Origin of the sequence: Vibrio neptunius (assembly GCA_019339365.1) — a bacterium.
In the GTDB taxonomy this organism is placed as follows: Bacteria; Pseudomonadota; Gammaproteobacteria; order Enterobacterales; family Vibrionaceae; genus Vibrio; species Vibrio neptunius.
The window spans coordinates 2,453,924-2,480,767 of sequence record CP079859.1; the positions used below are offsets into that span (position 1 = coordinate 2,453,924).

Below are 26,844 nucleotides of genomic sequence, written 5' to 3' on the forward strand. Positions count from 1 at the left end.
CGCCTTTCTCATTACCCACATTAAGGAGTCACCTCTGTGGAATCTTCCTCCAGCTCTACCCCTCAACTAGGGATCACCCAACGTCTTCGCCGTTTACGCACCACCCCGATCATGCGCACCATGGTTCGTGAACATGATGTACAACTGCGCGATTTAGTTTATCCACTCTTTATTGAAGAAAACCTCTCTTCTCCAGTGCCCATCACAGGCCTGCCAGGGTTAACAAGACTCCCTGAATCCAAGCTGGCCGATGAGATCAGGACACTGGATGCGTTGGGATCCGCTGCGTCATGCCATTTGGAGTCAGTCATCACAAAGATGACATCGGCAGCGACACTTGGCAGCGAGACGGCCTGCTCAGCCGTATGATTCGTACAATTAAGTCAGCATGCCCAGACATGATGGTGATTCCTGATATTTGTTTCTGTGAGTATACGACGCACGGACATTGTGGAGCCATCACCGATCAGGACGTGGACAATGACCAAACAGTGGCGAACCTAGTCAAGCAATGTGTTAATGCCGCAGAGGCTGGAGCCGATATGCTCGCTCCATCGTCAATGATGGATGGTCAGGTCGGGGCGATCCGTCGAGGTTTAGATGCCGCCGGGTTTAATAAGGTGGCGATCCTCGCGCACAGTGCGAAGTTTGCGTCGGCGTTTTATGGCCCATTTCGTCAAGCAGTGGAGTGTGAACTTCAGGGTGACCGACACACCTATCAACTCGACTATGCCAACGGACGTCAAGCTCTCAGTGAAGCCATTCTTGATGAGCAAGAAGGTGCTGACATCTTGATGGTGAAACCCGGCACCCCATACCTAGACGTCTTAGCTCAGTTGCGTTCTCAAACACGGCTTCCTCTGGCTGCCTATCAGGTCAGCGGAGAATACGCGGCCATTAAATGCTCATCACAAATGGGCGTCATCAACGAGCAGGAAGCGGTGTTGGAAACCCTAACCGGTTTTAAACGAGCTGGCGCTGATCTCATTGTCACTTACTTTGCCAAGCAGTTCGCGTTGTGGCAGCAAGCAGCACCAAGTACGATGCCAATAACGGAGTAAGGCATGAGCTTAAAAGATTACACCCTATGCGTGCTCATCATGGCAATTTGGGGGCTAAATTTTTCTGTCGTCAAACTGGGGTTGGAAGCTCTAGACCCCATGTTGTTGACCGCATTGCGCTTTACTTTGGCAGCGATCCCAGCGGTCTTTTTTTGTTAAGAAACCTGACGTCCACTGGGGATACCTCGCGGCCTATGGTCTGACATTTTCAGTTGGGGTTTGGGGGCTATCTACTTGGGCAATCGGTGAGGGCTTATCTCCAGGTATGGCCGCTTTACTGATCCAAACCAACGTAGTGTTCGGTTTGGGGCTAGGCTGGTGGTTACTCAAAGAGTCAGTCAGTCCTCAACGTTCAATAGGAGCAGTGATCGCCTTGTGCGGTCTTACGCTCAGTTTGACGGTGACTGACGGCTCTGTCACTTCAGCAGGTGTAGGGCTGATTTTGATCGCAGCCTTATGTTGGTCGTTATCAGGGGTAATACTCAAGCGATCCCAAACGAAACAGGTGTTCGCCTTCAGTGTGTGGTCGATGCTTTTTGCCCCTTTACCGCTGTGTTTCCTGTCTTATCTTCAGGTGGGCACGCAAGGGCTAACTACATTAATAGACCATATGACATTGTCTGGGGCCTTTTCCATTGTGTATCAGTCGTACTTCACCACCTTATTTGGCTACTGGATTTGGAATAAATTGGTGATGTCCTATCACCTATCACATGTTGCTCCATTTACACTTCTTGTGCCCCTGTTTGCCTTATTTGGTTCAAGTGTTTGGTTTGATGAGGTAATTACTACCCAAAAAGTGGTAAGCTGTAGCCTGATTGCCCTAGGGCTATTGATTGGCAGTCTCCCTGCCACCAAGTTCACCACGCTCGCTCAACGTCTGAGAAAAGCGTAGACCGACACGTACAACAAAGGAAGGTGCGTATTTTCACTCATCGCCAACCGTGCGTTCAGACCGCACGTCAGCTTATGGATCGTATTTGGAACGACAAAGTGACAGAGGCCGTGACCGACGTTATGACCTCCAACACTGTGATTGAAAGCCCGCTTCAACTGTCGGTCGGTTCCAGCTCTTTTTGTGAGACACTCAAAGTGTGGCAACGCGCCTTTCCGACGCTCGAATACAGGGAAGACCGGGTAACCACCTTCGACAACAACATCGTTATCGAATGGAGCGCCAAAGGCACACATTTAGGTGAATTTCTGGGCGTGTCCGCGACAGGCAAAGGACTGGTTTATCAGGGCCGCTCCCAATTGACGTTCGTCAATAATAAAGTCAGTCACTACGCGTCCGTTGTCGACACAAAAGGCCTGCTAAATCAGCTAATCGATGGCTATGCACCGAGCTCAGCATCGATAAAGTCAAACAAGGTGTCAGATGAATTGTATTCGATCATCCCGCAATTGCTTTCTCCATTCTTAACTCGCCGTCAAGTCGAGTGCCTGTCGCTCTCGACTCTGAGTTTGTCAGTCAAAGAAGTAGCGTCGACGCTGCACATCAAAGACAGTTCGGTGCAAACCCACCTCAAGCGCGCCTTCGAGTTGCTCAACGTCAGCAACAAAAAAATGTTTATGGCCTACATCTGTGAAAACAACACGATTGAACTGCTGATCCGAATGGGCCTCTACCTCAAACAAGCCGCCTAGTGCGTTCAAGGGTTCATTACCCTCTTACAAAACTAAGGAGTTAGAGCGAAACACACAAACCTGCAACAGCTCAAGTTGTCAGACGCAGCACGCCCATAACATTCGGCTTATCTATGCGTTAGACAATTTTTTTGAGGACACACTTAGCGTGATCATGAATCTGAGCCTGCTGCGATTCATATCGACTAGTGTCTTAGTGTTCAGAGCGCAAAGCCTTGATTTGACCGTAAAGCTCGTCCGCTTCTGCGGTCAGCCGCGAGTAGGTGCGAATATCTCCACGTCGTTGGGCTTGCATCGCTTGTTCAAGCAACATGGAATGACGTTTCTTGAGCTTTTTCATCGGATTACTTTTAAGAAATGAAAACATTGTGACCTTCTTTGGTGTATTTTTTTACTCTATACGCACCCTCTCATCATTTAGGTCAAATATCCCCTATATTAGACGACATACACATGGCAATAATTCACCGAGTTTTCAGCCACCACCCTCGGATTCGGCCCTACCACGTTCTATCCAAGTCTTCACTGTAGAGTAGAATCGCACGCTGATAGGCGCTAATCGCATCGCTGTTAGTGGTCGATACAAGCAGCTCTAGCAATAACTCAACGGCTTGTTTAGAGCGGCCGACATTGTACAAGCACATCGCGTAGAAAGGACGCACCTCAATGGCATCTGGGTACTCACTCAGCGTTTGTTCAAAATAGTTCAAAGCGCTGGCGTACTCCCCTAGACTTCGATAAGTACTGGCCAAGCCAAATAATGCATCTAGACGCTCACAACTGGACAACTGCCCCGCCAGCGACGCTAAGTAATGCTTAATAGCCTCTTGCTCTTTGCCTTCATTGTCATAGGACCACGCGATCTGCAGGTGCGCTTTGGCAGCGTAATCTTCATCAGTCAATAATGTCCCCAACAAGGTTCTGGACTCGCAGTAATTTTCGCTTTGGCGCAACTTAATCGCCTGATTAATGATATCTTCCATACATTCCTCTGGTATTCGCCCCGTTGCTAAGCGTTGTGTGTCCTCAATGAGTGTGAGTGCTCCTGTGTGTCACTTTACCTCGTTACACCAAGTGCCACCTATCAGCTGCTTTCGCTTTGGTGTGAAGGTATTGTCTCGAACATAGCGCCAAACACTGCACGCCGTCATCTAGCTCATAGTAGAAAGCAAGCCATCATCACAGCTTGGTTTATTCGCGCACCCTACTGATGCCCTAATGTGGACAGTTACAGACGTTTGTCAGGCCTTAAAACCTCCAACACGTCATCGACCAAACGTTTTCGGCTCGATTGCGGATAGTCAACGGGCGAAAATGGCATGGCCACTTGATCGTATATCGAGACCCACTGAAGCCAATCGCATCGCTCTTGTTCAGTGTATGTGTTTTTTTGACCATTGTTCGTTATACGAGTCAGCGCCGCCACGGCGACTTGTTTTTCAATCAGTTTGGCAACACTAGATGGTTGACGCACGCAAACCCCAAAAGTTCCTTGCAGGTGATGCTGCCAAGTGGAGGCGGCCATTGCCTGCAAGGTGTCCGAATCCTTCATCGCCTCTGCAAAGACTGTCCTAAAACCGACATTTGCGCTCGCCGTCTCTGCAAACGTCAACAAAAACTGACCACGAAGTTGGTCGGAAAGGTTGGGGATATTTTCATAATCTGGGAACTGCCGCCTATGGCGGTGATACCAGTCAATGACACACGGGGAAAAATACTCATCGCTGACGCAGCCGTATGCTGAATGTTGGCCAAACACTTGCGTATACACTGAGCCCTTTTCTACTTTATATGACCATGATGGGATCATACCGGATGCGATAAGCTGGGTGAGCATTTCTGCGCGGACACTGAGCCTCTCCGCCAGCTCACTGCGGCGAAGATAATGAGTGTTCAAATAGTCTTGTAAGGGGAGAGATTTCAAAGGCTTTATCCTGATTGTCGCCGCGTCGCCACCAGCGATGCGAGCGTGGTTGTACGGGCCAACTTGTACCGCCCGTTCGATCATCTTCGGCTCAGTATATCTATACAGCAAGACTTTACTTCGATGAGCATCGAACCGTGTATGTCTGTCCCCGTACTCTCAGGCTAAGCACGGGGACATTAGCCTCACTGATTGATTCAATAACGCTTATGATTTAGAACATCGTTCAACGCCCGATAGGATCGATGTACACCTTTTCACCGCACTTTCCTTGCCTAAATTTCCCCGGCTCGGCCATATGAAGCAACGCGGCCAGTTCGGTCTGCTTTTCAACCTCCAGCGGCAGAGCGATTTGAAGTTCTGTTAAATAAGAACGCTTGGCGTGAGAGCGGCACTGAAGCCTTAACTGCTGATCGGTGTTTTGGCCAAACGCCGTTTGCCATGCGACTCTAAGATCTTTGACCGCCACCTCTTCACCAATGTGAGTTCGCACGAAGCGGGCAAACGACGACGTATTCACCTGTTCAAGCAACGCCATAGACTGGTTGTAGTAGCCATCAGCATCCCAAACCGTCTGACAAGTACCATGGTTGTGCCACTCATGTCGTTGTAGACACGAACCGTATTTCGCGCTTGGCATCGCTTGACCCAGTCGGCGACGAACGTCTTCTGACAACTCAACAGGCGGGTAATCACAGAATGTCGGCGTATTCGGGTTCTTCTCGGGTTTACCTTGAACGTCACCACAATAGCCATACCACGGGCGTTTATTCTGCCCATTACATTTTGGGTGATTAGGCCACAGGCCATGAATAACAAAATTGCTAGCAAAATTAACGCTTTCATCGCGCACTTCGCATTCCGGTTTCTGCTTAGGATCGTAATTGGAGACGGTCTGGCAAAAACCCGGCTGCCAAGACACCGCAAACACATACGAAGTCGCTTTCCCTGGAGTGCGGCAAAAGGTGCTAAGAGCATCTTGTTCCTGAGGCTTGCGTGCTTGATAGGTCGCCTCACCGCAGGAGGCATTGACCCAACGTAGTTCAGGCTCAGCACCTGGAACCGTGATCCGTACCCAAGACAGAACTGGAGAATCAATCACCTCGTTGATCTGATAATGACGCTGGGCTTGGGTCATCCACTGACCAGGATTAGTCTGTTTGTTTTTACTTTGGTAGGCTGGGCAAGATTGGTTGGCTACAAAGGTACCGCTTGCCAGTTGGGGCGCGCCCGTCACTACCGGAGCCCACAATACACTCATCAGCAAGGCAATCAAAAGCCTGCAATACTGTACAAACCCTTTGTTAAAACGAATCATATTCTTTTTCCTTTGACGTTGACTATCGGTGATGGATTGACCGCTTTATAGTAATGCATACAAACGCATAGGTTCGGAACCTTTGTAGGTTATTCTGCTATGATTGCTCGTTCCCAAACTGCTTTGGGTGGCAGTCATCATGGTCTAACGGATCTAACTTTTAGTTGATTGCATTGTGTTTTTCACCTTTAATTTTAAAAGTCCCCTCAGTTTCTTACTAAGAGGACAAACACAATACGAAGCTGACGCATCATCAAAATGCCGCGGGTTGCGATTCCGACTTGAAATATGTGTGCTGTTTATTTGGCTAAATCTATCCACTGTCCCTGAGTAAGTTGACCTAAATTCTGTGGATTCAGCTTAAACACTGAACTGGGTGTTCCTGCTGCTGCCCAGATTTCGGAGTACTGATTTAGGTCTTGGTCTAAAATGGTGTGGACTGATGAATTGTGAGCGACGGGCGGTACTCCGCCTATAGCGTAACCCACTTTGTCACGTACAAAAGAAGCGTCGGCTTTGGTAAGAGTTATCCCCGTCGCTTGTTTGACTTTGTCAGCGCAAACCATGTTAGAGCCAGAGGCAACAACGAGCACAGGCTCACCTGTTTCTCCATGCTTAAAGATTAACGACTTGGCTATTTGGGAAACTGTACACCCGATAGATTCAGCAGCATCCGATGCTGTACGTGTAGAATTAGGCATCTCCTGCACGACAAAATCTTGGCCGTTTTGAGATAAAAACTCTTGTACTTTCATTGACGAAGACTTCAGTTCCTTTGACATATACTCTCCTTAGTTTCGCTGACTGGACGATAAACATACCGCACTATTGAAGGGTGAGCAACGCAAGATCAATACCGCCGCACACCATCTTAAACGTTAAAACGAATGGATAAAAAATATGCCATGCATTGCATTTTTCTCTTGACGAATTTGTTAGCCATATTGACTGAAGTTTACCGATTCCTCCAATAAGTTTGTTAGAGGCAAAAACAACGGCTCAGGGAGTTGGTCCAGCTCAAACCATTGCCACTGCTTACATTTATCCGGCTCCATAACCTCTGGCTCTCCACTAGAACAAGAAGCTACCACGAACAATGTTACGTAGTGCTTACCTTCTTTTGCAAAAACATCATTGGTGAAACCTAGTTTGTTAAACGAGTCGACAGATAAACCTGTTTCTTCGAGTGTTTCACGCTTTGCGCATTCTTCAATACTTTCCCCCAGCTCAAGATGCCCGCCGGGTGTCGCCCATGTATGAGCACCGTGAGAACCAATACGCTCCCCGAGTAAAACACGTCCTTCCCTCAGAATGACCGCAGCGACACCTACTCGTACTTCCTTATTCAAACTTTACTCCTTTTTGAAAACCTTTTATTCAATGTCACTAAGTAACAAATCCTAGACATCCACTCTCGTATTAGTCACCAAATGTGGTAGATGTCTGTTTTAGTCGCAGAATATAAACGACCGCGAAAAAAAACGACAATTTAGCGAAGAAGATAGCGATGTTAAGTTGATTCTCTTCGCCAAGTGACAGTGTGAACGCGATAGAAACCTTACACCAATACTCCACATGCTGCATATCATGTTGGAAAAGGCGAATTGATTGCTTGTGTTATGCTACCTTGTCGCCATTGGATGATTGGGGTTTAATTGAAGAAGATCCCATAGGTTTCCATACAAATCTTCGAATACAGCGACCGTGCCATAGTCCTGTTCAGCTGGCTCTCGAACAAATTTAATACCTATCGCTTTCATACGTTCAAAGTCACGCCAGAAATCATCAGTATTGAGGAACAGAAAGACTCGACCGCCGGTTTGATTACCAATGAAGTCATGTTGATCTGGTTTAGAGGCTTTAGCCAGTAACAAGGTAACACCATGAGAGTTTGGTGGTGCGACAACCACCCAACGTTTGTCTTGTTCAGGTTGATAAGTGTCTTCAATAAGCTCAAATTTGAGTTTGTTTACGTAAAAATCAATCGCCTCATCATAGTCTTTCACCACTAAAGCGACATGGACAATGCTCTGTTTCATCGTATTCCTTCGTTAAAGATGTCGACCGGCAGCATACCACAAACGTAAACATCCCTGCTTAAACACTGGCTAACGTTAGGAGTACCCTGCCGAGCGTTGTAAGCTGCTCTAAATTTCATAGTCGTTCTCTAGTCTTTACACCACACACTTCGGACACCAACACGAGAAAAACCAACCGCTTTACAATTCTTACTGCTCGTGCTGTTTGGCATGACATCCGTTAAAAGCACCTTTACACCCAGAGAGATGGCATCTGAGATTCTCGCTCTCAGCAAAGCGGTTTGACAGCCATTTGAACGAGAGTTCTCTTGTGTATACGCATTGGCTAATATTGCAAATTCATTGTCGATAAAGCTCGTTGCCCACGCACACGGCTCGCCATTTATTTTTGCAACATAACAACGAAAGGTATCTGTGCAGTAAAGCGAACGTTTCTTCTGCCAAATTGCATCTGAGCACTCTAGACCTGACGTTTTGAGTAAAGCTAGAAACGCATCGGCATTATCTTGTGTCCATCGCTCAACCGTTATCTCGTCAGATGCTTCTGCAATCGCTACGTAATTTACTGCTCTTAGTTCGAGAAATTCATGCTCATAAGCTGGCACGAACTCATGGCTTGATAACCACGCCTGCAATTCATGGGTTTTGGCCTGTGGCTCGATAGAGATTTCTGGAGAAAAGCTATGCTGATACAAACTCAAATGGCTTTCTAAGCCTTCTTTAGAGACAACATCATGAATGATGATCTGGTTGTCATACTTACGTGTTTTGTCTACAAAAACTGAACACCCTAGAGACTCAGCCGTAAAAAGCTCACTTTCTAAATCTGTGGAAAGAGTTCGCTGATTATTAAATTGAAAATAAGAGCCATATACATCTTTGACGCTGTTATCTTGCATCGTTACCTCGATATTGAATGACGTTTAACGCTCTGCTAAGGGTGAGCTACGCCTTATAAAAACACAACGCGGTGCGATTCATTCTTAAACTTGTTACGCGCGTTGTACCGAACGCACGGGTACCCAACCAATCTCTCCCGTTGACCTCGAAACGCGATACCACTCATTGAGCTCATACAGCACTGACAAGCTTTCGCCAATGACGGTGTTAAGCTCCACGTTATCATAATCTTGAAGCAAAATACCTTCAGAGCTGCCTTGCCTCTTTTCGATATATTGAACTGGCGCCCAGCCCTGCTCTCCTTTATTACTCGTGATAAAGATCCAGTTAGGAAATTCATCATCAATTGCACCCAGAGAGACTTTATCTCCTTGCTTCAAGTAAAACGGATCAGGGTATTCTGATACATGCTTTTCAATGGTCACTACTTCCATGATTTCTCCATAGTCTCCTACTTTCTTATTCTGCCACTTAAACATTTCACCTTAGAATAAAAGGAGTTCACCAAACGGCCTAAAATCTTTTAATTCACTGTATTTATTATTTTTTAAAGAAGAAACAATGACAACGCGCCCATTGATAGCGCTTACTATAGTTTTTTTTCACTGACGGTTACTGTGTGCTGCAACAAAGCACACCCCAATAAAATCAGAGGAACGTTAGTGGTAACCGGATTAAAGGCCGCCATTAGACTGAAAGGGGCCACAACTGACGCGAAAACCAACAGCCCAATCAAACCAACCAGATTAAGCACTTGAATGAATGTAATCCGATAAAACAGAATAAACGCCAGCCCAAAGATGACCTCGCCAACCCCTGCGGCTTTAATCAACATATAGGTATGCTCATCGGAAAAACCTAAGCTACCCGTCATTGTTTGCTCTAATGGTGCAACTTGTAATAGTTTTGGAAACAATCCATGGTAAATCCACGTCAGTCCAATGACATAACGAGCTGATTGGATGATATTCAGCACACTAATGCCTCCGGCAACTTACGACACTGCATTATTACGACTCCTCTTATAATTTCCATATAAAACAACCAGTAGATATACATCACCCATTCTAAACAGATGAATTTCGCCAAAAACATAACTGATGGGTTTGGTTTAATAGATCATGCCAACTGTGAACAGTCCGCTAGGAGAAACGCCTGTATTTAAAGCCAAACCAGCCCAGTGTATGGTTTCGTTGTTAGGGATTTCAGCCTACTTTCAAGCGAACCTGAGTGTATCTCCAATTTGTTACCGTCAGGGTCCAAAATGTAGAGTGACTGTCCTTCACTTTTATTCTCTTTCCATACTTCCACCCCCGATGAAACGACACGCTTCGCAAAGGTTTCAAATTGTTCAGATGCAATATCGAAAGCGATATGGGTATAGTCAGTTTTTGCGCAGGGCGCATCAAGAGAAAGACAAAACCAGAGCTCGCCTACAGATAAGTAAGCCCCCTTATCCCATTTTGCATGAGCAGTGAAACCTAAAGTCTCTCTATAAAACTTAAGAGAGGACTCCAAATCACTCACTGCAATGGTGATATGATTTAATCCTAAAATCACCGCTTCCTCCATAAAACCCAACAATGGAATGAAAAGTGCCAAGCGTTACGAATCTCTGTTGTGCGGTTTGCTGGAGGACACCTTCACCAAACCTATTGTTCATTTGCATGGTCTAGCTTCATCAACTTCAATCCAGATAATTTCCCTGCTCTTATAAATCGACGAAGAACTTCTGACTTACATATAAATCCACAGTATTCATCTGAGCCTTGATCCCAAAGCACCACTTGATAACCTCTTTCTTGCAGCCAACGATCATAAACCACTAATAAACTCCATACAGACGCACCTTCGACTGAGACATTAATATGAAATTTATCTTCCATGCTATAAGTCTTCGTCATTGCGTTAGCTTGGGCCTCTACCTCGTCAGTATCACACCAATCAATACGGAACATTAACCAGTATTTACTCTCATCAACTTCCCCAAGAGTAGACAAAAGCTTTTCATCAAAATGCTCACTCTTGCTTTGATCAAAGAAATCCAACACTTTAGCTTTATCATCACTAGGCAAAGGCGCAATAATAGCGGAAAGAAGCCATTTCTTTTCCTTTAATATATAACTACCAGCCAGCGTCAATAGCACTACTATGGCAATGAATAATTTCGCTATAAAAACCATTTAGACTCCCAAAAGGTGAAATTGGCCCTTTCATCTAACAGCCAAATCACACCATAAATCCAGTAAATTCTAAATTCCAATAAATTCCAATAAATTCAAATAAATTCTAAATTCAGGACACACGCTAATTCTAAATTCAGGACATAAATTCAGGACACACACCAAAAGAGCTTGCAGCACGTAAACCTAAAAAATCGTGATCGCTGCCTGCATAAGAAAGGTGTTGGTGATCTTAAACTCGATGCTAAGTGATGGTGTAATATAAGATAAGAATCTCGCTAAAACTTGCTATTGACACCGGGCTCGGAGGGTAGACTTGTCAGCATTACAGTTCCCACCCAGATTTATAGGTTCTAGCACTCAACAAGCTACAGAGTTCATCCATTACTTTCATAGATTTTTCAAGCCTAGGCTTCCTTTCATCCGAAAGGACATCATTGACCCAATGACGATTATGAACATATAGGTTGTATGGATTGATAATACACTTGAAGTCAATACTCAATGACGTAGAGAGCGCTGAATCAGCCATGTAACTATGAGGTAGACCTGCTGAGGTAACAAACGTCACTACTTTATCGAATAGTGCACCAGTTAGACTACCATCAGGAGGTGTCGACCCAACATATTCAATATACTTCTTTAATTCGGAACAACATCCCCAATTATAGATAGGGCTGCATAACACGATACCACTCGCCTCAGACGTCAGTTTATGTAACGCTTTATATTGTTCGGTCTGATATATTTTGTCGTTGTCAAAATTCGGCACATTAAATTCGGCTAAATCAACAAATTTAACTTGTCTATCCAACGACTGTAGCTCATCAATACAGAGCTTAGCGATTTGACGACTTCGACTATTTGGGTCCAAGCTCGAACTGACTACCAAAATGTACATGTTCTCTCCTATCGAATACTAACGTCCTGCTAAGCGGCTAGTGACGCCAACCATCATACTAAACCAAAACATTAAGCCTGATTAACAGTAAAACGCTGTTAGTACATCTTGAGCTACTTGCTAGGTATGATATTAGCGACGACCATATTTTAGATTTTGAAATTCTCGACGTTGATTCGTCACTTCGTACAACACAATTCCACTTGAAGTTGCCAAATTTAGGCTCTCGATGATACCAAACATGGGAATGCTGACACAAAACTCAGAGGATGTTATTACATTTTCACTCAAGCCTTTTGATTCATTACCAAACCATATAGCCAAACGTTTCTGTGTAAAATCACCGTTGTTAAGCTCAACGTTGATTTTACCCTTCATATGAGGAGAAGTTGCAACAGAACAAAACTTATTCGCTGCCAAATGGTCTAGACATGACTGTGTCGAATCGAATCTTTTTACGAAACTCCACTTAACTGCAGAAACAGAGGGTTTTACGAGTGGGTTCCAGTGGCGCATATCCTGCCAATCCTCTGGCAAATCTCGGTTTTCGTCTACGATATAGACTTTTTCTGCACCAAGTGCATTTACATTGCGAACAACTGAGCCAATATTTTTCAGGGATTTAGGATTTTCTAAGACAACAATAAGATTTTTACATCGAAAATCTTTTATCTCATCAGCTCTCTTTCGTAGAGCACTCTTACTACTTGCTTCTTCTGGCACTATCTTTATCCTAAACACATCATATTAATAACAGGCAGTCTGGTTTTTCTATCTGCTTGACTGACATATAATTTATCATAAATAACCACATTGGAGTAAAGTAATTTTAGTTAACTTAAATTCAGGACACACCAAAATACGCACACCAAAATACGCTCTTACTACTTGCGTCTTCTAGCACTATCTTTATCCTAAACACATCATATTAATAACAGGCAGTCTGGTTTTTCTATCTGCTTGACTGAAAGATAATTTATCATAAATAACCACATTGGAGTAAAGTAATTTTGGCTTAATTAAATTCAGGACACACGCCAAAATACGCAATGTAACCCTGTATTTAAGGCTATATATGAACAAAGACTTTCGGCACGAAAACCTAAAAAATAGCAATCGTTACCAATATCAGAAAGATGGTTGTGATATTAAATTTCATGTTAAGAGGCGGTGTTAACAATGTGTCGAGTAAAGGATGAGGGTTAGACAAGGACATCACAGAAAATCTCAGCGATAGTTATCAATAATACAGTCCTTGATAGTCTGTAATGCTGTACGCAACGTTGAAGGTGTAACTGAACCGAGCGCAATTCTGAGTGCATGAGGTACGACTTTAGTAACGCAAAACGGAGCAGCTGTAGAGACCGAAATATTGTGTTTAATAAGCGAAGTTGTCACATGGTCTGACCGAACACCCTCATCTAAAGGAAGCCAAATAAAATAAGATGCAGGATGACTAATGTAGTCGAGCGGGCTTAAAATCTCCTTCACCAAACGTTGGCGCATTCCAGCATCTGCTCTTTTCTTTTCCTCTAGCTGTTTAACCACCCCGTCTTCAACCCAATTCCTAACTATGGTAGTCAATAACGATGGTGTATTCCATGTTGTCACGCGGATTGCTCTTTCTAGATCTGCTCTTAGAGTTTGGGGCGCTATGACTACACCGACACGAAGTCCTGTCGCAACATTTTTTGAAAAACCAGTAATGAAGACCGTTCTTTCAGGTGCATGGTGATAAATCGGTAATGGAGGGTTGTCGACCAAGTAACCGTAAGCGGTATCTTCAATAATTAGAAAATCATAGAGACGAGCAATTTCTGCTATCTCCATGCGTTGTGTATCGCTCAAGACCCAGCCCAACGGGTTGTGCAAGGTTGGCATCGTATACAATGCTTTGATTTTTCTTTGAATGCACAAATGTCGAAGTGCTCGTAAGTCAGGCCCCTCATAATCGAACGAAACAGGGACCAACTCAATATGATAGAGCTGAGCTAGTGCTTTAAAGCCAGGGTAAGTAAGCGCATCTACTGCAACCACATCTCCCGGCTGTAGCAACCCCATTACTGCAACCATTAAACCGTGCTGAGCACCGTTAACAATGAGCAACTCATCAGCACTAAAGGTCATTCCGTGCTTTGAAAAATGGAGCGCGAAGGTCTCGCGGTCACTCTTCGATCCCGCATGAGGTGAGTAAAGCAGATGAGTATCGACCCCTTCCGACAGTGATAGAGTGCGTAGCGCATTCCTCAACAGTTCGTCTTGCTCAGGTAAGGTTGGATAGTTGAAGTTCAAATCCACTACATCAGAGGCTATCATTTGTTGGTCCATGCCATGGCTTGTCGGTAAGCTAATGTCTCTAACAAATGTGCCTCTTCCAGTCTCTCCGCTGACGAGCCCCATCGCCCCCAACTCTGCATAGACTCTTGTAGCCGTTGCTAACGATATTGACTCTTCTGCGGAGAGTTTTCGATGCGTTGGCAATTTTGTACCTGCATGTAACCGACCAGATCTAATCGCATCCGCATATCTATCTACAATATTTTTATATCTCGCCTTCACTGATAGGCCTCGCAAATATATGATTTTTAAAGCATGTTGCTACTTGCATGCTTTAGTATTCTTACAAGATAACTATTGTTGATACAAGTATTTAACGCGTGAAACTCATCGCTTAAGGAAAAGTTTGTGGAGCTCAGTAATGGTCTAACTCGATGCTGTTTTCTCTCAGGTGATGACAATTTGGTTATTCAATAGCGGGCAATCTGCACGGCACATTGTCCGCGGTGTCTGCCATTCACCCAAGCATTCCGTCATATGCTTACTTATTCATCAGCTTCTCTTTCTAGATTTAAGTTTACTTCACCAACTGGTTCGCAGTTCCTGCTATCGCCAGGCCAGCGCTCTGTGTTTAACAGTTTTGTGGCAAGCAATACCTCTGCTCGCGCTTCAAGATCTCTTCATCTTTTCCATTTTGACGTTCTGAAGGCGTCACGTAATCTAGCTTGCTGTGATGATATAGGGTCGCGGTGCTAATGCCTCCTTCTTTTGATAGCTCACTCACTGACATTGAGTATGGAGGAAGTCGCTTCTTTTCTATCTGCTGGAATACGAGACAGGACTCACTCATTATCGCCCATACTGGTTAAATTTTAATAATGGACAACTATCTTGCTAAAGGGAGCAATTGCAACATTGTAATAGATACAATGCTTAATCAATTAATATATTATTCAATTATTAACAATAACTACAAAAAGAATTGTAATAGATACAATTATTTTTATATTAATGAGATGGTAACTTTAAATTAATATAAAGCATTCGAACTCAAAAACAGAATTACAGACAATATTTACAAATGCTTATTTTATAAAATATTAATTTTACGAGCAATGTCACAAGTATATATTTGGAATTTTATCCCACACAAATGTAAATAAAAGAACATATTCCCTACAATAGAAATCCAAATCAGCACATATAATTATCATTCCCATAATTATTAAAGTTGCATATTCTTATAATGATAAACATAATAATAATCATCCTGTATTTTATGTCTATTTAATCTAGGTTATAAATCGGTTTCCTTTTAAAATGGTATGGAAATCTTTTAAATGTCTTTTCAAATTCTATGTTCTCAAGGACGTGTGGCGGACAGATCAGATCGTATGCTAGAGGGCGCAAAACTCACGGCTGATAAACTGGCGCTACATTATAAACTCACACCTAATTACGTAGGGCAGCGATCACCTGCAAAGTCAGATGATTGGAGTCTGGCACTCCCTGAAGCTCAACAAACCCTCGACCTATTACAGACTGAAATCTCCCGATTGCTTGCCAGTGGTGACCACCCCGTCCTATTTGCCTCGAATACCTGCTCAGCAAGCTTAGCAACACTCCCTGTTGTCGCAGCAGCTTTTCCTGACATAAAAGTTCTGTGGATCGATGCACACAGTGACTTTAATACACCAGATACAACCGAAACAGGCTACCTCGGCGGTATGGTATTGGCCGCCACTTGTGGTCTTTGGGATAGCGGCTTTGGCTCTGGCGTCAAACCCAACAATGTTGCTCTCATTGGCGTGCATGACATTGATGAAGAAGAACTGAATAACGTGAACAACGCAGGTGTCATGCACTTTCCCCCTTCAACTCTGACGCCAGAATCTGTCATCCACTTCATTGGAGATTCTAAAGTTTGGGTTCACGTGGATTGGGACGTTATGGATCCAGGGCAGATTTCCGCTGACTTCAAGGTTGAAGGCGGATTGAAAATCGACCAATTGTTGGAACTATTCGAGTCACTTCCAAGCAACCAAGTCATGGGGTTAGAACTTGCTGAGTTTTGTGCGGATAGCCATTCGTCATTAGCCAATATGAAAGGGCTAGATCTTATCCTTCAAGCTGTGGATGCCCTATTCAAACAAAATAAGAGTCTGTAACCATGAAAACGAGTCCCGCCTCTCTCGCACCTAACACTCACCATAAAACTTTGTATACACATGCGGAGTTGTTGCCAAAACTACATACGTTACCTAAGTGGAAGAGGGAGGCGTGGGAAGAATTCAGTGTGAGAGTCAAAGCCCCAGAATTTCCTTGCCTGTTTAGCCGCAGAGCGTGGAGCGCTAAGACAATTCACCTACTGTTTTGTGAGCCAGACGGTCGCAACGGTTACTATCAGTTTCTGCATGGTCTGATTGCCTATACAGATATGCTTAACGTCACACCAGTTAATAAGCGTATGTTCTCACCATTAGTGGTCTTCTTTTCTCCTGAGCTTTCATCTTCAATGGAACCACACGAACTTGGTTGGGAGATCTTGAATTGGACACATGAGCACGACATCACTCAATGGCCTCGGAATGTTCCTACCGACCCCGAAGCCGCTGAATGGACATATTGCTTTAACGCAGTCGAACTATTCATCAACATGAGTTCGGATCAACATAAAGAGCTTAAAAATCGAAATCTCGGCTCACGACTTAACTTTGTAATTAATGCCAGAGAAATCTTTGACATCGTCGCTAATGGCGAAACGAAAGGTGGAAGGCAGGCTCGCGAGCGCATTCGAAATCGTGTCAAAACCTACAACGATGGAGTAATGCCCACAGAGTTGGGCTTTTATGGCGAACAAGAAAATCTTGAATGGCGTCAATATCAGTTGCAAGAAGCAAGAGTCAGACGGCCAAGCCAATGTCCCATCAAATCAAATAAAAAGTAATTAGAGAGAACGCAAATGCCTTTATATAACTCAATCATAGAAACAGTGGGGCGCACTCCCATTGTCAAACTCAATCATCTTGCTCCAAAGGGAATCGAGGTTTATGTCAAAGTTGAGTCTTTTAACCCAGCTGGTTCAGTCAAAGACAGGCTTGCACTCTCCATCGTCTTGGACGCTGAAACTAAAGGTTTGCTCAAGAAAGGAGACACCATTATTGAGTGCACGTCAGGGAATGTTGGCATTGCCTTCGCTATGGTTGCTGCAGCACGAGGATACAAATTTATTGCCGTCATGGGCGATGGTTATTCGCTAGAACGCAGGAAACTGATTCGTGCATACGGTGGTGAAGTTATCTTATTTCCGAGCGAGCAAGGAAGTAGCGGTGGTAATCGAATTGCCGACTATCTTGCTACTCAGAATGGATGGTTCAGACCGCGTCAGTTCGATAACCCGGCTAACCCTGCATATCACCGCGAGACCACTGCAAGTGAGATACTCTCCGACTTTGCATGTAAGCGTTTGGATTACTTTGTCACAGGCTTTGGGACAAGCGGAACTCTCACAGGTATCGGACAGATGCTGAAGGTAGCACGACCGGGAGTGGAAATTGTGGTCCCCGAACCTCAAGGAGCCCGGATTCTCGCTAAGAATGAATGGACCGTGCACCCCGTTCAAGGCTGGACCCCAGATTTCATACCTAACGTCTTGGATAAGGATGTGGTGGATAGCCTCGTTACTATCGATAGTAATTTGGGGATCACGACTGCACGTGCTCTTGCCCGTTCCGAAGGGCTCCTTGTCGGCATCTCTGCTGGAGCGACGGTCGCAACCGCTTTAGAAGTGGCAAAATCAGCTCCTAAAGGAAGCGTGATATTGGCGATGGCGCCAGATACAGGTGAACGATATTTGTCTACCGAGCTGTTCGATCAACTTGGCAATGAGGAAACGGACCCTTTTATTAAGACTTGGGGTGAAGAGTCTGTCACGACTGAATGTGATGCCTAGCTCTCCCTCTTAGCACTGAGAGTATGTTGATTGTGCGCGTGAAAAGTATTCTCAATCAGAAAGAATTGTCCATGAAAGGAATCATCGTATGGAAAAGCGAATTTCATTAAGTATCTTGGCGTTGATCATGTTCTGCGTGACTTACTCCGTAAACTTGCAAGCTCCACTTTATGGAGTGTATGTCCAAAGCAGTAACATGGGAACCGCGGCGGTAACCATCGCCTTTGCAGCCTATGTGTTAGGGCTATTACCTACCTTATTAATGCTGGGGGGGATTTCAAATAAAGTGGGTAGAAAACCGCCCATATCCATTGCACTTCTGTTGAGTGTCATCGCAACGGCACTGCTAGTTATTCAGCCAAATTGGACCGCTTTGTTTGTCGCAAGATTACTACTAGGGATTGCTACCGCCTTGACCACAACATCTGTCTCGGCCTACATCTATGACCTAATTGAAGAGAAAGAACTAAAATTCGGGACATTGCTGGTAGCAGCATCGACGTCTTTAGGTTTTGGTAGCGGCGCACTTGCCACGAGTACGAGTTTGAACGTAGCGGGTATGAGCGTACTACCATACAGTTATCTAAGCGTATTTCTGCTCGCACCGTTGTTGATGCTATTGCTTGTTCGTTTACCGACCACTCAAACTATTCAACCAAACCTCACTCTAATTACATTGCCTTGCTTTCCCTCCAATACCTGGACGTATGGTCTAGGCATGATGATGGCTTGGGCAACTACGGGCATGGTCATCGCCATTGTCCCAATACTACTCAATGAGGTAGGTCTTAGCGAGTGGACTGGCTTAATGGTCTTCCTATCTATTTGCACCGGCTTTCTGACTCAACACATTGCCAAGCGCTTGTCTTCAAACACAAGTCTACTCCTAGGGTGCTTCTTGACGGTGTTGGGATTTAGCCTCATAGCGCTTGGTTACTATCGTGAATCCATCACAATCATTCTTCTTGGAGCAGGATGTACTAGCCTCTCAAGTTATGGTTTCACGTACATGGCAAGTCTGTTTCAATTTACCAGTAACCGTAACATTGATAAAGCAAGCTCTACGGCTGGCATGTACATCTATTCGTATATTGGATTCTCGATACCTGTCATTACATCTGGTTTTATAGCACAACGCTTTGGAAACTGGGTGGCAATACTCAGTTTCATAACACTTCTACTTGCTCTGTGTTCCATTATTGGCACCGGCAAACTGTTCGAAGCGAAGAAACAAACTCACTTTATGAAAGTTGAGAGCTAGGAACAATATGACAAATTCACAGATTTCGCTCATCACTGGAGCCAATAAAGGCATCGGTTTTGAAATTGCAACTGCACTTGGCAAACAAGGTCATACGGTACTACTTGCTGGTAGAAACGCTGTAGCGATTAGCGAAGCGGTTACTACATTGAGCGACCAAGGAATCGAAGCATTTTGCTTACCAATGGATATTACCTGCGACGACTCTATCCAAGAAGCTGTTCGCATTGTTGAAAACTTGTTCGGCAAAATCGACATTCTTATTAATAATGCAGCGATTAGGATTGAAGAATACGGCAAATCTCCATCTGAGCAACCACTCACACAATGGGAGGAAACGTTCGACACCAACTTGTTTGGTACGGTAAACGTAACTTGTCGCTTCTTACCATTACTTAAGCGTTCGACAAAAGGCAAAATACTCAACGTTTCAAGTTTGTTGGGTTCAGTGACGTTACATAGTGATACCACCTCCTATACCTACACGGATGAATTCAAATCACTCCCTGCGTACAGTGCCTCAAAAACTGCGCTCAACTCTTGGACAGCTCATCTTGCCTATGAGCTTCGAGATACTTCAATTACGGTCAATAGCATCCATCCGGGTTATACGAAGACTGACTTAAACGATGGGGACGGGATGTTGACCCCCAAGGAAGGTGCTCTCACAGCAATACAATTGGTACTTGATACAGACAACTCAGTCAGTGGTCAGTTTATTCATATGGGAACTGTCCTCCCCTGGTAGCAAAAAAGGAGTCGTTAAATGCTCAAAACAAAGAAAGTCGCATTGGTATCGGATAGCGATAGCTTATCCGTCGACTATGATATGCCCCTAATAATCGACGCTTTTAAGCGCACTCACGTTGAAGCGGATGTCATCTTCTGGGATAACGCTCATCCTGATTGGTCAATGTATGACGTGGTCGTACTGCGCTCTCCATGGACCTATATGGAAAAAGTAAAACCGTTCATCGAGTTTTGCCAAAAGGTTGAACAGAGTTCTGTGTTGCTTAATCCTCTATCAGTCATTGAATGGAACTCAGACAAAAGTTACTTGAAGCTATTGGAGAAGCAAGGGGTCCCCATTGTCCCGACTGAAATCATTTATTCAGAAACAGAGATTCAAGCAGCTCTCGCCAGTCTTCAAGATAGCGAATGGGAAATAAACGAAGTCGTGATTAAACCAACAGTCGGCGCCTATTCATTTGGTGTCGTTCGTCTTTCGATCGACAATTCAGAAAAAATAACTCAGCATGTGCGCTACCTGTTACAGTTGGAAAAAGGCGTCATTTTTCAACCCTATCTCAACACAATTGAGAAGCATGGTGAAACAAACATGATTTACTTTGACAACACGTATTCTCATGCGATTAAGAAAGAGCCATTACTCGCGGAACGGGGGAAACCAAAAAACCTGACATGGAATTTCGCACGCTAAAGGATGCGAACAGTGAAGAAAAGGCCCTAGCAAAGCGTATACTGGATATAGTCCAAAGTAACCTTGAGCTTTCTAAACCGCTTTTGTACGCGAGACTAGACTTCATTGAAGATAAGAACGGTATGCCACTGCTGTTGGAACTCGAGATCACAGAGCCATCATTAAGCCTACCACTTACGCCTAAATCCGTGGATTTCTTTGTGCGGTCAATTATTGATAGAGCACAATCAAAAGAGGTTATCGCGTACCAAGATTTAGTAGTTTGAAAACAGCCTACTATCGGACAGCACATCGATTGGAAAAAGAAGTTCAAACTCCTGTCCCATAAAGTGGTTGGTTAGAGGTGCGTAGCAAACTTTAGGGCAAAACCAGTTACCACGATCCTGGCAAATCTAATTGGGGCAGACACCTAATATTCTATATTTTTCAGTGACGTAGTATTTTCTAAGACAACAATAAGATTTTTACATCTAAAATCTTTTATCTCATCAGCTCTCTTTCGTAGAGCACTCTTACTACTTGCTTCTTCTAGCACTATCTTATCCTAAACACATCATATTAATAACAGGCAGTCGAGTTTTTCTATCTGCTTGACCGACAGATAATTTATCATAAATGACTACATTGGAGTAAAGTAATTTTGATTTAAATAAATTCAGGACATACGTCAAAAGACACTGATAAATAGCCTATGTTCACATACATTTAAGATACACCCAAGAAGGATTTTATCATTTTATTAATTTGAGCTTTAATTATTTCATAATAATCAATTAATCGAGCAAGCAGTATAGTCAGAAGCGACGCAATTAAAAGCCTGCATTTCTAACAATGCTTTTTTTTCAGTGCTTATCTTCTGTGCCGACATGTACTCCAACTCATCAGCATGTCTGGAACCCTGATACCGAAAACCAATGTGACTCCAGAAATAAGCTTGTTCATACCTACCAAGCTCATAATAAAGTTCGCCTAAACCTTCTGCGCCATCCCCATAACGGGCATAAATGTTGTACCATTCCAATCCTTTCTGAATATCAGGAGAAACAATAGGCTCTATAGTTTTATAGCCAAAAGTTAGCGGAAAATGCCCATATGAATACATCATTCCTAAATCACCAGAAACTGACCTATCTCCAGCTTTATAGGCCCTCTCCAAAAGATTTAACACCAATTCAAATTGTTCTTTCGCATTCTTGTTTTCCTTATACCTGGTCGCAGCACTACTAACATCAAGGGCTTTCGACCTTAGCGCATCTGCATTCTCATTTTCAACAGACATATCCAGAAACTGCTCTAGATGTTTAAATTCACTACTAAGCATATATTGTGCTTGTGAATTACCTAGCTGAGCTTGAGCCATAAGCGTAATAAAAATTCTTTTTTCCCAATAGTCCTTTCTGTTTCTTTCTAAATTTTTCATGATAATCATCGCTTTTACATTACCTGATTCTGCTGCTTTAGCGACCAAGTTTTTCGTCTCGTTTTTGTCGAAGGTTATATTGTTGTAAACCGAATAAAGATCTAAAAAGAACTCTGTATACTCTCCCTGTCTTACTTTTGGCCAAGCAAGCTTGGCCAATCTAAGAGCTTCATCATAACTCTCTGGAACCGATTTACCTCTATAGTAAAGCCTTGCCAGTTTAAGAGTTGACTTAAGATCACCTGAGAGAGATTGCACTCTAAGCTTCTGAATATTATTATCAAATTTAGAAAAATCATAGCCAAAATCTTCTTTAAGTTTCTTGATATATTTAGTTGCTTGTTTATCACCGTTAGCTTCAAGTAATTTAAACTTATTGAATGCCCGCCTATATTTAATAACCTCTCCCGAACGAGAGTAACCATAAACATTTTTAGCTGTATAAAATATTGCATAAGAGTTACCTTGTTCGGCTAGTTTTTTCAATGCTAAATATTCAGGGCCAGAGGTTATATTATTCAAAGAATTCACATCAACACTGTAATCGTTAGCGTATGATTTTAGTTCTTCATAGTCATCAGCATATGATTTAGAACATATTAGTGTAGAGCTCAAGATTAGATTAAAAAAATAAAAAAATTTCATAAATAATATTACCTTTATATATTTTTAATGTGAATAATAACACTTAGGGTAATACACTGGTAGCACAAAAAAGCTTGGATTAAATTCAGTGGATTAAATTCAGGACACACACCAAAAGACCACACACCAAAAGACCATCGCAGCTTAGATGAAGATTGGCAGAGCATCTTTGGTCATGTCTTTAGATACTGCAGCTACTTTAGACCGCACCAGTAACACGGCGACCTAACTCCACATGAATCGGATAGACGATACTGGGAAACTTACAAAGCAGTGGCCAGTTTTAGTTGACCACTACATTCGCATCTTGTTATGCGTAACTTTCTCCTGACAGCACAGAAATTCTTTCTAAATCCTGGCTTGGAAAATCAGGATCTACATACACATACATACGACTTATTCTTTCTCCTTCAAATTCAAATACACTACAAAAACGACCAGTGGAAACATTGTTATCTGGCCAAGAAGTGCCATCGCTCATTACACCACCTTCCTGTCCCTCAACTATTACCTTGTTTCCAGCGGTTGTTATTTGAAAACCATCTATATCGTGCCAAATGCTGCTCAACGAGCTACCAATTCTATTGCCGAACTCAACTAAGGCGTCCTTGCCTTTTGCTTGTCCAAATTTAGGAAAGAAAAAATCGACATCCTCTGAAAATAGATCCAGATAACTAGGATCACCGGCATCTACTTTCTTGAAATACTTAACTACTAGTTCAACTAACTCATCTTTGTTCATAATTGTTCCTATGTGCGTACTATCTTTACCCATCACCCTGCCAAGCGGCTAGCAACATAACACAAAACGTATTCAGGCCACTGTAAATACAAGCCAAACTTTGACGTACATTCGTCGAACGATAGCAGTTCATTTTTAGCCACTTAATTAGCGTTTGTACATAGTGATGCTTAAATTAAATATTAAAAGACGGTGTTATGTGGGATATCAAAGGCGCCCCAAATTAACTATCGACGCCATAATCTATTGTTAGACACGTTCTAAAGGCTTGACTCGTAATACTTAACCATTTCATCTTGGCCTATCGCGTTACTTTCTAAGTTTTGTTGGTCTTTAAATATTTGCGCTAAAGAAGGAAGAATTGAGCGATTTACTTTATAGTCATCAGACCAAAGCTTTCCTCTCATCACTGCTTTAGCACAGTGAAAATACATACTTTCTATCACTATTTTGATAACAACCTTAGGAGACTTACTCCCATCAGGACAAACCGATAACAAGTTGGAGTCAGTATGAATACTCGCTGTTCCTTTGATACGAACAACTTCATCAATTCCATTGACCATCAACAACAGCCCTACTTTCGGGTTACTGATAATATTTTTAAGGCCATCTATTCGATTATTCCCCGAGCTATCGGGAAGCAATACCGTTGATTCATCTAAAACTTTAATGAAGCCAGGCTCTCCTCCCTTTGGGGAGAGGTCAACATAGCCTTGTGAATCAGTAGTACTTAGAACCGAGAAATGGCAATTATTTATTAGCGTAATGGCATGAACATCCAGAGTAGATAGAGCTTTATTTTTAGCTCTGGCACTTGGCTCTGCGTAAATTTCTTTTAATTGCTCTATCGTTTTAATTTCACTCATTCTATTTTGTTCTTCCATAAAGGTATAACGCCTGTAATAAGGTGACCGAGCTAAACTGACAAAGCGCACCGGACTTCATACCCAAACTGCCGAGTGTAACGGGCCACCTTGATTGCTCATTATGATCCGTTTTCTACTTGATAGTCGACTACTAGCCCTACGTTTTCTATCGGTGTTGGCAAAATATCATCCAGTGTATTAATTACTCCGTCTCTTCCATATGACCGAATATGATAGTGATTTTCATCAATAACAACATAGTAATACAGTGTCTCTCCGGAAACACTGACTTGTGCTGCATCGTTTAGAAATACCAAGCTGTCTTGTGGTAAAGTGTTTTGTAAGACTTCTAATGATTCTGGGTATACACCATTTTGAATTTTGTATAATTCAATAGCTTGTACTGCACTTGTCAATTGTACTTTCACTAATTCAGAGCGTAGATCATCGTACACTCCTCCTTGTTGTACAAAGCCCAAGTACGCAAGCGTCCCATACAAGATAACAGTAAAACTAATACCACAAAGGCCCACCAATTTCAGTTTTGTACTTTTTGCGTTGAAACCCCAAATAATGGCGACAATTCCAAATACAACGCCAATCACAGGAATAAACGACATCCCACCAATTACAAATCCAAGACAACCAGGTCCTTTTTGTTTCTCTCTGTTTTCCAATGTTCAATATCCTAAGTAGTACTTTAAGGCTTATAGCGCCCTGCTCTTATGAGTCACCTCATAATTTCTATATAAAAGAATGCGTAGATGCGCAGTGTTCAAATTCTACAGCCAAACTTTTGAGAATCAATGCTTCTACATCCACGAATTCAATTCAGGACACACACCAAAAGATCTTTGTATGGGTAATTTCCCTATCCATTTGTTATGTTCAATTCAGTTTAAATGAGTCGACAAAATCCTTGATCCTAGTATCTGAGCCTTCAACGAAAATATCTCCATCAGATGGCTTGTTAACAAAAATGTATGCTGCTCTATTTCCTGTTTCGACGTAATACGCTAAATGAGTAATAGTAAGCTCAGGTCTATCTTGCATAACTGATTTTGTTGCGGGGATTTTTTGTTTAAAAGCTAGTTGCTTAGTTTTGAAACCACTAATTGTTATACTTTCAACATTTGTTGGCTCTACTGGCGTACCGTAAAAAGATTCAAGTTGTTGATAGTAAGCATCCCGAACAACCTCTTCTAAATTTTCTTCTGTTTCTACACCTTTAAATACAAACACCTTATAGACTTCCATTGGAGCAGCTGTAGAGGTAAAAACCACTTGGTTTTCTCTATTACTATACTGTTCCTGAACCTCCATATACCGATTGGCATAAGCATCAGATTTAAATGGCGTTGTTACCGAAAAACTCGCATCTTTTGCGGTATAAATGTCATCCTCGATCTGCCCCTGAGTACTAGCACAGCCAAAGAGCACAATGACTGCGCAAAGCGCTAACAACTTTATGAATGTAGATTTCATGATTTCTCCCTATGTAATATAACGCAGAGCTAGGCTGCAGAAAACATGTGGCTACACTTTTGCGAAGCAACAATGCCACATGTTTGATTCAGTTTGAGCGTCTTGTGATGCGCTTACCAAACATTAAGCTAGTAAGCCATAAATAGCAGAATCTGATACAACACCATTAACTTCCCAACGCTGCCTCAGATAACCTTCTTTTACAAACCCTAGTCGTTCCAATGCTTTGCTTGAAGATATATTATCTGGATCTATCTCAGCTTCAATTCTACGTAAATGTAGAATATTAAATGCGTGATCGACTAGTGCATTACCGGCCTCAAGTACAATACCTTTACCCCAGAACGTGCGGATTATACCGAAACCTATTTCAGCGCGTTTTGATTCTTTATGATAGTTAAACAACATTATCTTACCTAGAAGTTGTCCCGTCTCCTTTAGGTAAATGCCTAACGTTACGTCCATATTTTTCTTCATTGCTTCTGTGCTACTGGCTATAAATGACTTAGCCTTATAAATAGAACTCCAAGGTTCAGTATTCCAATATTTCATGACCTCATGGTCTGAGAAGATATCAAACAGTTCTTTTGCGTCACCTTCAGTTAAAACCTTTAGTATTAGTCGCTCTGTTTCAATTTTTGTTGTTAACATTCAGAGAGAATACTCAAATTTATTTTACTAATCACCTCATAATTTCTATATAAAACAATGAGTAGATGCGCAGTGTTCAAATTCTACAGCAAACTATTGAGAATCAATGCCCTAAAATTCACAAAAAA

30 protein-coding genes and 2 pseudogenes are annotated in these 26,844 nt (G+C 42.9%); 10 read left to right on the forward strand and 22 right to left on the reverse strand.

Features of this window, described 5'->3' with window-relative positions; translation table 11 throughout:
• Positions 1-111 precede the first annotated feature (111 nt).
• The 4 genes and pseudogenes from hemB (at position 112) to KW548_11640 (ending at position 2,708) form a co-directional block, all read left to right on the forward strand.
• Positions 112-1,061: pseudogene (gene hemB / locus KW548_11625) on the forward strand (porphobilinogen synthase).
• Positions 1,062-1,064: 3 nt separating this feature from the next.
• Positions 1,065-1,220 (forward strand): EamA family transporter, encoded by a 156-nt coding sequence (locus tag KW548_11630; protein QXX05824.1) that lies wholly within the window; start codon positions 1,065-1,067, stop codon positions 1,218-1,220.
• Between the two features lie 106 nt (positions 1,221-1,326).
• Positions 1,327-1,956 (forward strand): EamA family transporter, encoded by a 630-nt coding sequence (locus KW548_11635; protein QXX05825.1) that lies wholly within the window; start codon positions 1,327-1,329, stop codon positions 1,954-1,956.
• A gap of 74 nt (positions 1,957-2,030) precedes the next feature.
• A complete protein-coding gene (locus KW548_11640; GenBank protein ID QXX05826.1) occupies positions 2,031-2,708 on the forward strand; it encodes an ester cyclase in 678 nt (225 codons plus the stop codon).
• A 193-nt stretch (positions 2,709-2,901) separates the two neighbouring features.
• On the opposite strand, the gene KW548_11645 is transcribed toward KW548_11640, so the two are convergent.
• The 16 genes from KW548_11645 to KW548_11720 form a co-directional block, all read right to left on the reverse strand.
• Positions 2,902-3,075, reverse strand: coding sequence for a Lacal_2735 family protein (locus KW548_11645; GenBank protein QXX05827.1), 174 nt, complete (start codon positions 3,073-3,075; stop codon positions 2,902-2,904).
• 133 nt (positions 3,076-3,208) lie between these two features.
• Positions 3,209-3,691, reverse strand: coding sequence for a tetratricopeptide repeat protein (locus KW548_11650; GenBank protein QXX05828.1), 483 nt, complete (start codon positions 3,689-3,691; stop codon positions 3,209-3,211).
• Between the two features lie 245 nt (positions 3,692-3,936).
• The gene (locus tag KW548_11655) at positions 3,937-4,632 is read right to left on the reverse strand and encodes a hypothetical protein (GenBank protein QXX08051.1); all 696 of its coding nucleotides are present in this window, start codon (positions 4,630-4,632) and stop codon (positions 3,937-3,939) included.
• Between the two features lie 226 nt (positions 4,633-4,858).
• Complete coding sequence (locus KW548_11660; protein ID QXX05829.1) at positions 4,859-5,950, reverse strand: ribonuclease T2 family protein; 1,092 nt, start codon at positions 5,948-5,950, stop codon at positions 4,859-4,861.
• A gap of 299 nt (positions 5,951-6,249) precedes the next feature.
• Positions 6,250-6,732, reverse strand: coding sequence for a YbaK/EbsC family protein (locus KW548_11665; GenBank protein QXX05830.1), 483 nt, complete (start codon positions 6,730-6,732; stop codon positions 6,250-6,252).
• A 153-nt stretch (positions 6,733-6,885) separates the two neighbouring features.
• Positions 6,886-7,299 carry an NUDIX domain-containing protein gene (locus KW548_11670; protein QXX05831.1) on the reverse strand — a complete coding sequence of 138 codons (414 nt, stop codon included), beginning with the start codon at positions 7,297-7,299 and terminating at the stop codon, positions 6,886-6,888.
• A gap of 273 nt (positions 7,300-7,572) precedes the next feature.
• The gene (locus KW548_11675) at positions 7,573-7,989 is read right to left on the reverse strand and encodes a VOC family protein (GenBank protein QXX05832.1); all 417 of its coding nucleotides are present in this window, start codon (positions 7,987-7,989) and stop codon (positions 7,573-7,575) included.
• 128 nt (positions 7,990-8,117) lie between these two features.
• On the reverse strand, positions 8,118-8,888 hold the full coding sequence (locus tag KW548_11680) for an N-acetyltransferase (protein ID QXX05833.1): 771 nt from the start codon (positions 8,886-8,888) through the stop codon (positions 8,118-8,120).
• A gap of 93 nt (positions 8,889-8,981) precedes the next feature.
• On the reverse strand, positions 8,982-9,323 hold the full coding sequence (locus tag KW548_11685) for a hypothetical protein (GenBank protein QXX08052.1): 342 nt from the start codon (positions 9,321-9,323) through the stop codon (positions 8,982-8,984).
• Positions 9,324-9,478: 155 nt separating this feature from the next.
• Complete coding sequence (locus tag KW548_11690; GenBank protein QXX08053.1) at positions 9,479-9,862, reverse strand: DoxX-like family protein; 384 nt, start codon at positions 9,860-9,862, stop codon at positions 9,479-9,481.
• A gap of 188 nt (positions 9,863-10,050) precedes the next feature.
• Positions 10,051-10,449 (reverse strand): FosG/FosC2 family fosfomycin resistance glutathione transferase, encoded by a 399-nt coding sequence (gene fos, locus KW548_11695; protein ID QXX08054.1) that lies wholly within the window; start codon positions 10,447-10,449, stop codon positions 10,051-10,053.
• Positions 10,450-10,541: 92 nt separating this feature from the next.
• The gene (locus KW548_11700; GenBank protein QXX05834.1) at positions 10,542-11,072 is read right to left on the reverse strand and encodes a hypothetical protein; all 531 of its coding nucleotides are present in this window, start codon (positions 11,070-11,072) and stop codon (positions 10,542-10,544) included.
• A gap of 325 nt (positions 11,073-11,397) precedes the next feature.
• Positions 11,398-11,973: an NAD(P)H-dependent oxidoreductase gene (locus KW548_11705; GenBank protein QXX05835.1), complete on the reverse strand. Its 576-nt coding sequence runs from the start codon at positions 11,971-11,973 to the stop codon at positions 11,398-11,400.
• A gap of 132 nt (positions 11,974-12,105) precedes the next feature.
• Positions 12,106-12,696, reverse strand: a complete 591-nt coding sequence (locus tag KW548_11710) for a TrmH family RNA methyltransferase (GenBank protein ID QXX05836.1) — start codon at positions 12,694-12,696, stop codon at positions 12,106-12,108.
• 504 nt (positions 12,697-13,200) lie between these two features.
• The gene (locus KW548_11715; protein ID QXX05837.1) at positions 13,201-14,532 is read right to left on the reverse strand and encodes a PLP-dependent aminotransferase family protein; all 1,332 of its coding nucleotides are present in this window, start codon (positions 14,530-14,532) and stop codon (positions 13,201-13,203) included.
• Positions 14,533-14,881: 349 nt separating this feature from the next.
• Positions 14,882-15,100: a hypothetical protein gene (locus KW548_11720; GenBank protein ID QXX05838.1), complete on the reverse strand. Its 219-nt coding sequence runs from the start codon at positions 15,098-15,100 to the stop codon at positions 14,882-14,884.
• A 544-nt stretch (positions 15,101-15,644) separates the two neighbouring features.
• Here KW548_11720 and KW548_11725 point away from each other — a divergent pair.
• The 6 genes and pseudogenes from KW548_11725 (at position 15,645) to KW548_11750 (ending at position 21,170) form a co-directional block, all read left to right on the forward strand.
• A complete protein-coding gene (locus tag KW548_11725; protein QXX08055.1) occupies positions 15,645-16,418 on the forward strand; it encodes an arginase family protein in 774 nt (257 codons plus the stop codon).
• A 2-nt stretch (positions 16,419-16,420) separates the two neighbouring features.
• On the forward strand, positions 16,421-17,197 hold the full coding sequence (locus KW548_11730) for a YqcI/YcgG family protein (protein QXX05839.1): 777 nt from the start codon (positions 16,421-16,423) through the stop codon (positions 17,195-17,197).
• 15 nt (positions 17,198-17,212) lie between these two features.
• Positions 17,213-18,202: a cysteine synthase A gene (cysK, locus tag KW548_11735; GenBank protein ID QXX05840.1), complete on the forward strand. Its 990-nt coding sequence runs from the start codon at positions 17,213-17,215 to the stop codon at positions 18,200-18,202.
• Between the two features lie 88 nt (positions 18,203-18,290).
• Positions 18,291-19,463, forward strand: coding sequence for an MFS transporter (locus tag KW548_11740; GenBank protein ID QXX05841.1), 1,173 nt, complete (start codon positions 18,291-18,293; stop codon positions 19,461-19,463).
• A 7-nt stretch (positions 19,464-19,470) separates the two neighbouring features.
• The gene (locus KW548_11745) at positions 19,471-20,211 is read left to right on the forward strand and encodes an SDR family oxidoreductase (protein ID QXX05842.1); all 741 of its coding nucleotides are present in this window, start codon (positions 19,471-19,473) and stop codon (positions 20,209-20,211) included.
• An 18-nt stretch (positions 20,212-20,229) separates the two neighbouring features.
• A pseudogene (locus KW548_11750) lies at positions 20,230-21,170 on the forward strand (hypothetical protein).
• Between the two features lie 503 nt (positions 21,171-21,673).
• On the opposite strand, the gene KW548_11755 reads toward KW548_11750, so the two are convergent.
• The 6 genes from KW548_11755 to KW548_11780 form a co-directional block, all read right to left on the reverse strand.
• Entirely contained in the window at positions 21,674-22,969 is a 1,296-nt protein-coding gene (locus tag KW548_11755) for a hypothetical protein (GenBank protein QXX05843.1), read from the reverse strand.
• Positions 22,970-23,279: 310 nt separating this feature from the next.
• A complete protein-coding gene (locus KW548_11760) occupies positions 23,280-23,711 on the reverse strand; it encodes a nuclear transport factor 2 family protein (GenBank protein QXX05844.1) in 432 nt (143 codons plus the stop codon).
• Between the two features lie 260 nt (positions 23,712-23,971).
• The gene (locus KW548_11765; GenBank protein QXX08056.1) at positions 23,972-24,580 is read right to left on the reverse strand and encodes a pyridoxamine 5'-phosphate oxidase family protein; all 609 of its coding nucleotides are present in this window, start codon (positions 24,578-24,580) and stop codon (positions 23,972-23,974) included.
• 119 nt (positions 24,581-24,699) lie between these two features.
• Positions 24,700-25,257, reverse strand: coding sequence for a type II secretion system protein GspG (locus KW548_11770; protein ID QXX05845.1), 558 nt, complete (start codon positions 25,255-25,257; stop codon positions 24,700-24,702).
• Between the two features lie 211 nt (positions 25,258-25,468).
• Positions 25,469-26,065: a hypothetical protein gene (locus KW548_11775; GenBank protein ID QXX05846.1), complete on the reverse strand. Its 597-nt coding sequence runs from the start codon at positions 26,063-26,065 to the stop codon at positions 25,469-25,471.
• A gap of 123 nt (positions 26,066-26,188) precedes the next feature.
• On the reverse strand, positions 26,189-26,716 hold the full coding sequence (locus tag KW548_11780) for a GNAT family N-acetyltransferase (GenBank protein QXX05847.1): 528 nt from the start codon (positions 26,714-26,716) through the stop codon (positions 26,189-26,191).
• Positions 26,717-26,844: the final 128 nt, after the last annotated feature.

What these genes read in the sequence shown, in the direction of transcription:
- KW548_11730 (QXX05839.1), top strand. Translation starts at nt 16,421, where the DNA reads ATGAAAACGAGTCCCGCCTCTCTCGCACCTAACACTCACCATAAAACT.
- KW548_11705 (QXX05835.1), bottom strand. Translation starts at nt 11,973, where the DNA reads ATGTACATTTTGGTAGTCAGTTCGAGCTTGGACCCAAATAGTCGAAGT.
- KW548_11760 (QXX05844.1), bottom strand. Translation starts at nt 23,711, where the DNA reads ATGAACAAAGATGAGTTAGTTGAACTAGTAGTTAAGTATTTCAAGAAA.
- KW548_11665 (QXX05830.1), bottom strand. Translation starts at nt 6,732, where the DNA reads ATGTCAAAGGAACTGAAGTCTTCGTCAATGAAAGTACAAGAGTTTTTA.
- KW548_11745 (QXX05842.1), top strand. Translation starts at nt 19,471, where the DNA reads ATGACAAATTCACAGATTTCGCTCATCACTGGAGCCAATAAAGGCATC.
- KW548_11700 (QXX05834.1), bottom strand. Translation starts at nt 11,072, where the DNA reads ATGGTTTTTATAGCGAAATTATTCATTGCCATAGTAGTGCTATTGACG.
- KW548_11780 (QXX05847.1), bottom strand. Translation starts at nt 26,716, where the DNA reads ATGTTAACAACAAAAATTGAAACAGAGCGACTAATACTAAAGGTTTTA.
- KW548_11675 (QXX05832.1), bottom strand. Translation starts at nt 7,989, where the DNA reads ATGAAACAGAGCATTGTCCATGTCGCTTTAGTGGTGAAAGACTATGAT.
- KW548_11765 (QXX08056.1), bottom strand. Translation starts at nt 24,580, where the DNA reads ATGAGTGAAATTAAAACGATAGAGCAATTAAAAGAAATTTACGCAGAG.
- KW548_11725 (QXX08055.1), top strand. Translation starts at nt 15,645, where the DNA reads ATGCTAGAGGGCGCAAAACTCACGGCTGATAAACTGGCGCTACATTAT.
- KW548_11685 (QXX08052.1), bottom strand. Translation starts at nt 9,323, where the DNA reads ATGGAAGTAGTGACCATTGAAAAGCATGTATCAGAATACCCTGATCCG.
- KW548_11635 (QXX05825.1), top strand. Translation starts at nt 1,327, where the DNA reads ATGGCCGCTTTACTGATCCAAACCAACGTAGTGTTCGGTTTGGGGCTA.
- KW548_11755 (QXX05843.1), bottom strand. Translation starts at nt 22,969, where the DNA reads ATGAAATTTTTTTATTTTTTTAATCTAATCTTGAGCTCTACACTAATA.
- KW548_11680 (QXX05833.1), bottom strand. Translation starts at nt 8,888, where the DNA reads ATGCAAGATAACAGCGTCAAAGATGTATATGGCTCTTATTTTCAATTT.
- KW548_11650 (QXX05828.1), bottom strand. Translation starts at nt 3,691, where the DNA reads ATGGAAGATATCATTAATCAGGCGATTAAGTTGCGCCAAAGCGAAAAT.
- KW548_11630 (QXX05824.1), top strand. Translation starts at nt 1,065, where the DNA reads ATGAGCTTAAAAGATTACACCCTATGCGTGCTCATCATGGCAATTTGG.
- KW548_11740 (QXX05841.1), top strand. Translation starts at nt 18,291, where the DNA reads ATGGAAAAGCGAATTTCATTAAGTATCTTGGCGTTGATCATGTTCTGC.
- cysK (QXX05840.1), top strand. Translation starts at nt 17,213, where the DNA reads ATGCCTTTATATAACTCAATCATAGAAACAGTGGGGCGCACTCCCATT.
- KW548_11645 (QXX05827.1), bottom strand. Translation starts at nt 3,075, where the DNA reads ATGTTTTCATTTCTTAAAAGTAATCCGATGAAAAAGCTCAAGAAACGT.
- KW548_11775 (QXX05846.1), bottom strand. Translation starts at nt 26,065, where the DNA reads ATGAAATCTACATTCATAAAGTTGTTAGCGCTTTGCGCAGTCATTGTG.
- KW548_11660 (QXX05829.1), bottom strand. Translation starts at nt 5,950, where the DNA reads ATGATTCGTTTTAACAAAGGGTTTGTACAGTATTGCAGGCTTTTGATT.
- KW548_11720 (QXX05838.1), bottom strand. Translation starts at nt 15,100, where the DNA reads ATGAGTGAGTCCTGTCTCGTATTCCAGCAGATAGAAAAGAAGCGACTT.
- KW548_11640 (QXX05826.1), top strand. Translation starts at nt 2,031, where the DNA reads ATGGATCGTATTTGGAACGACAAAGTGACAGAGGCCGTGACCGACGTT.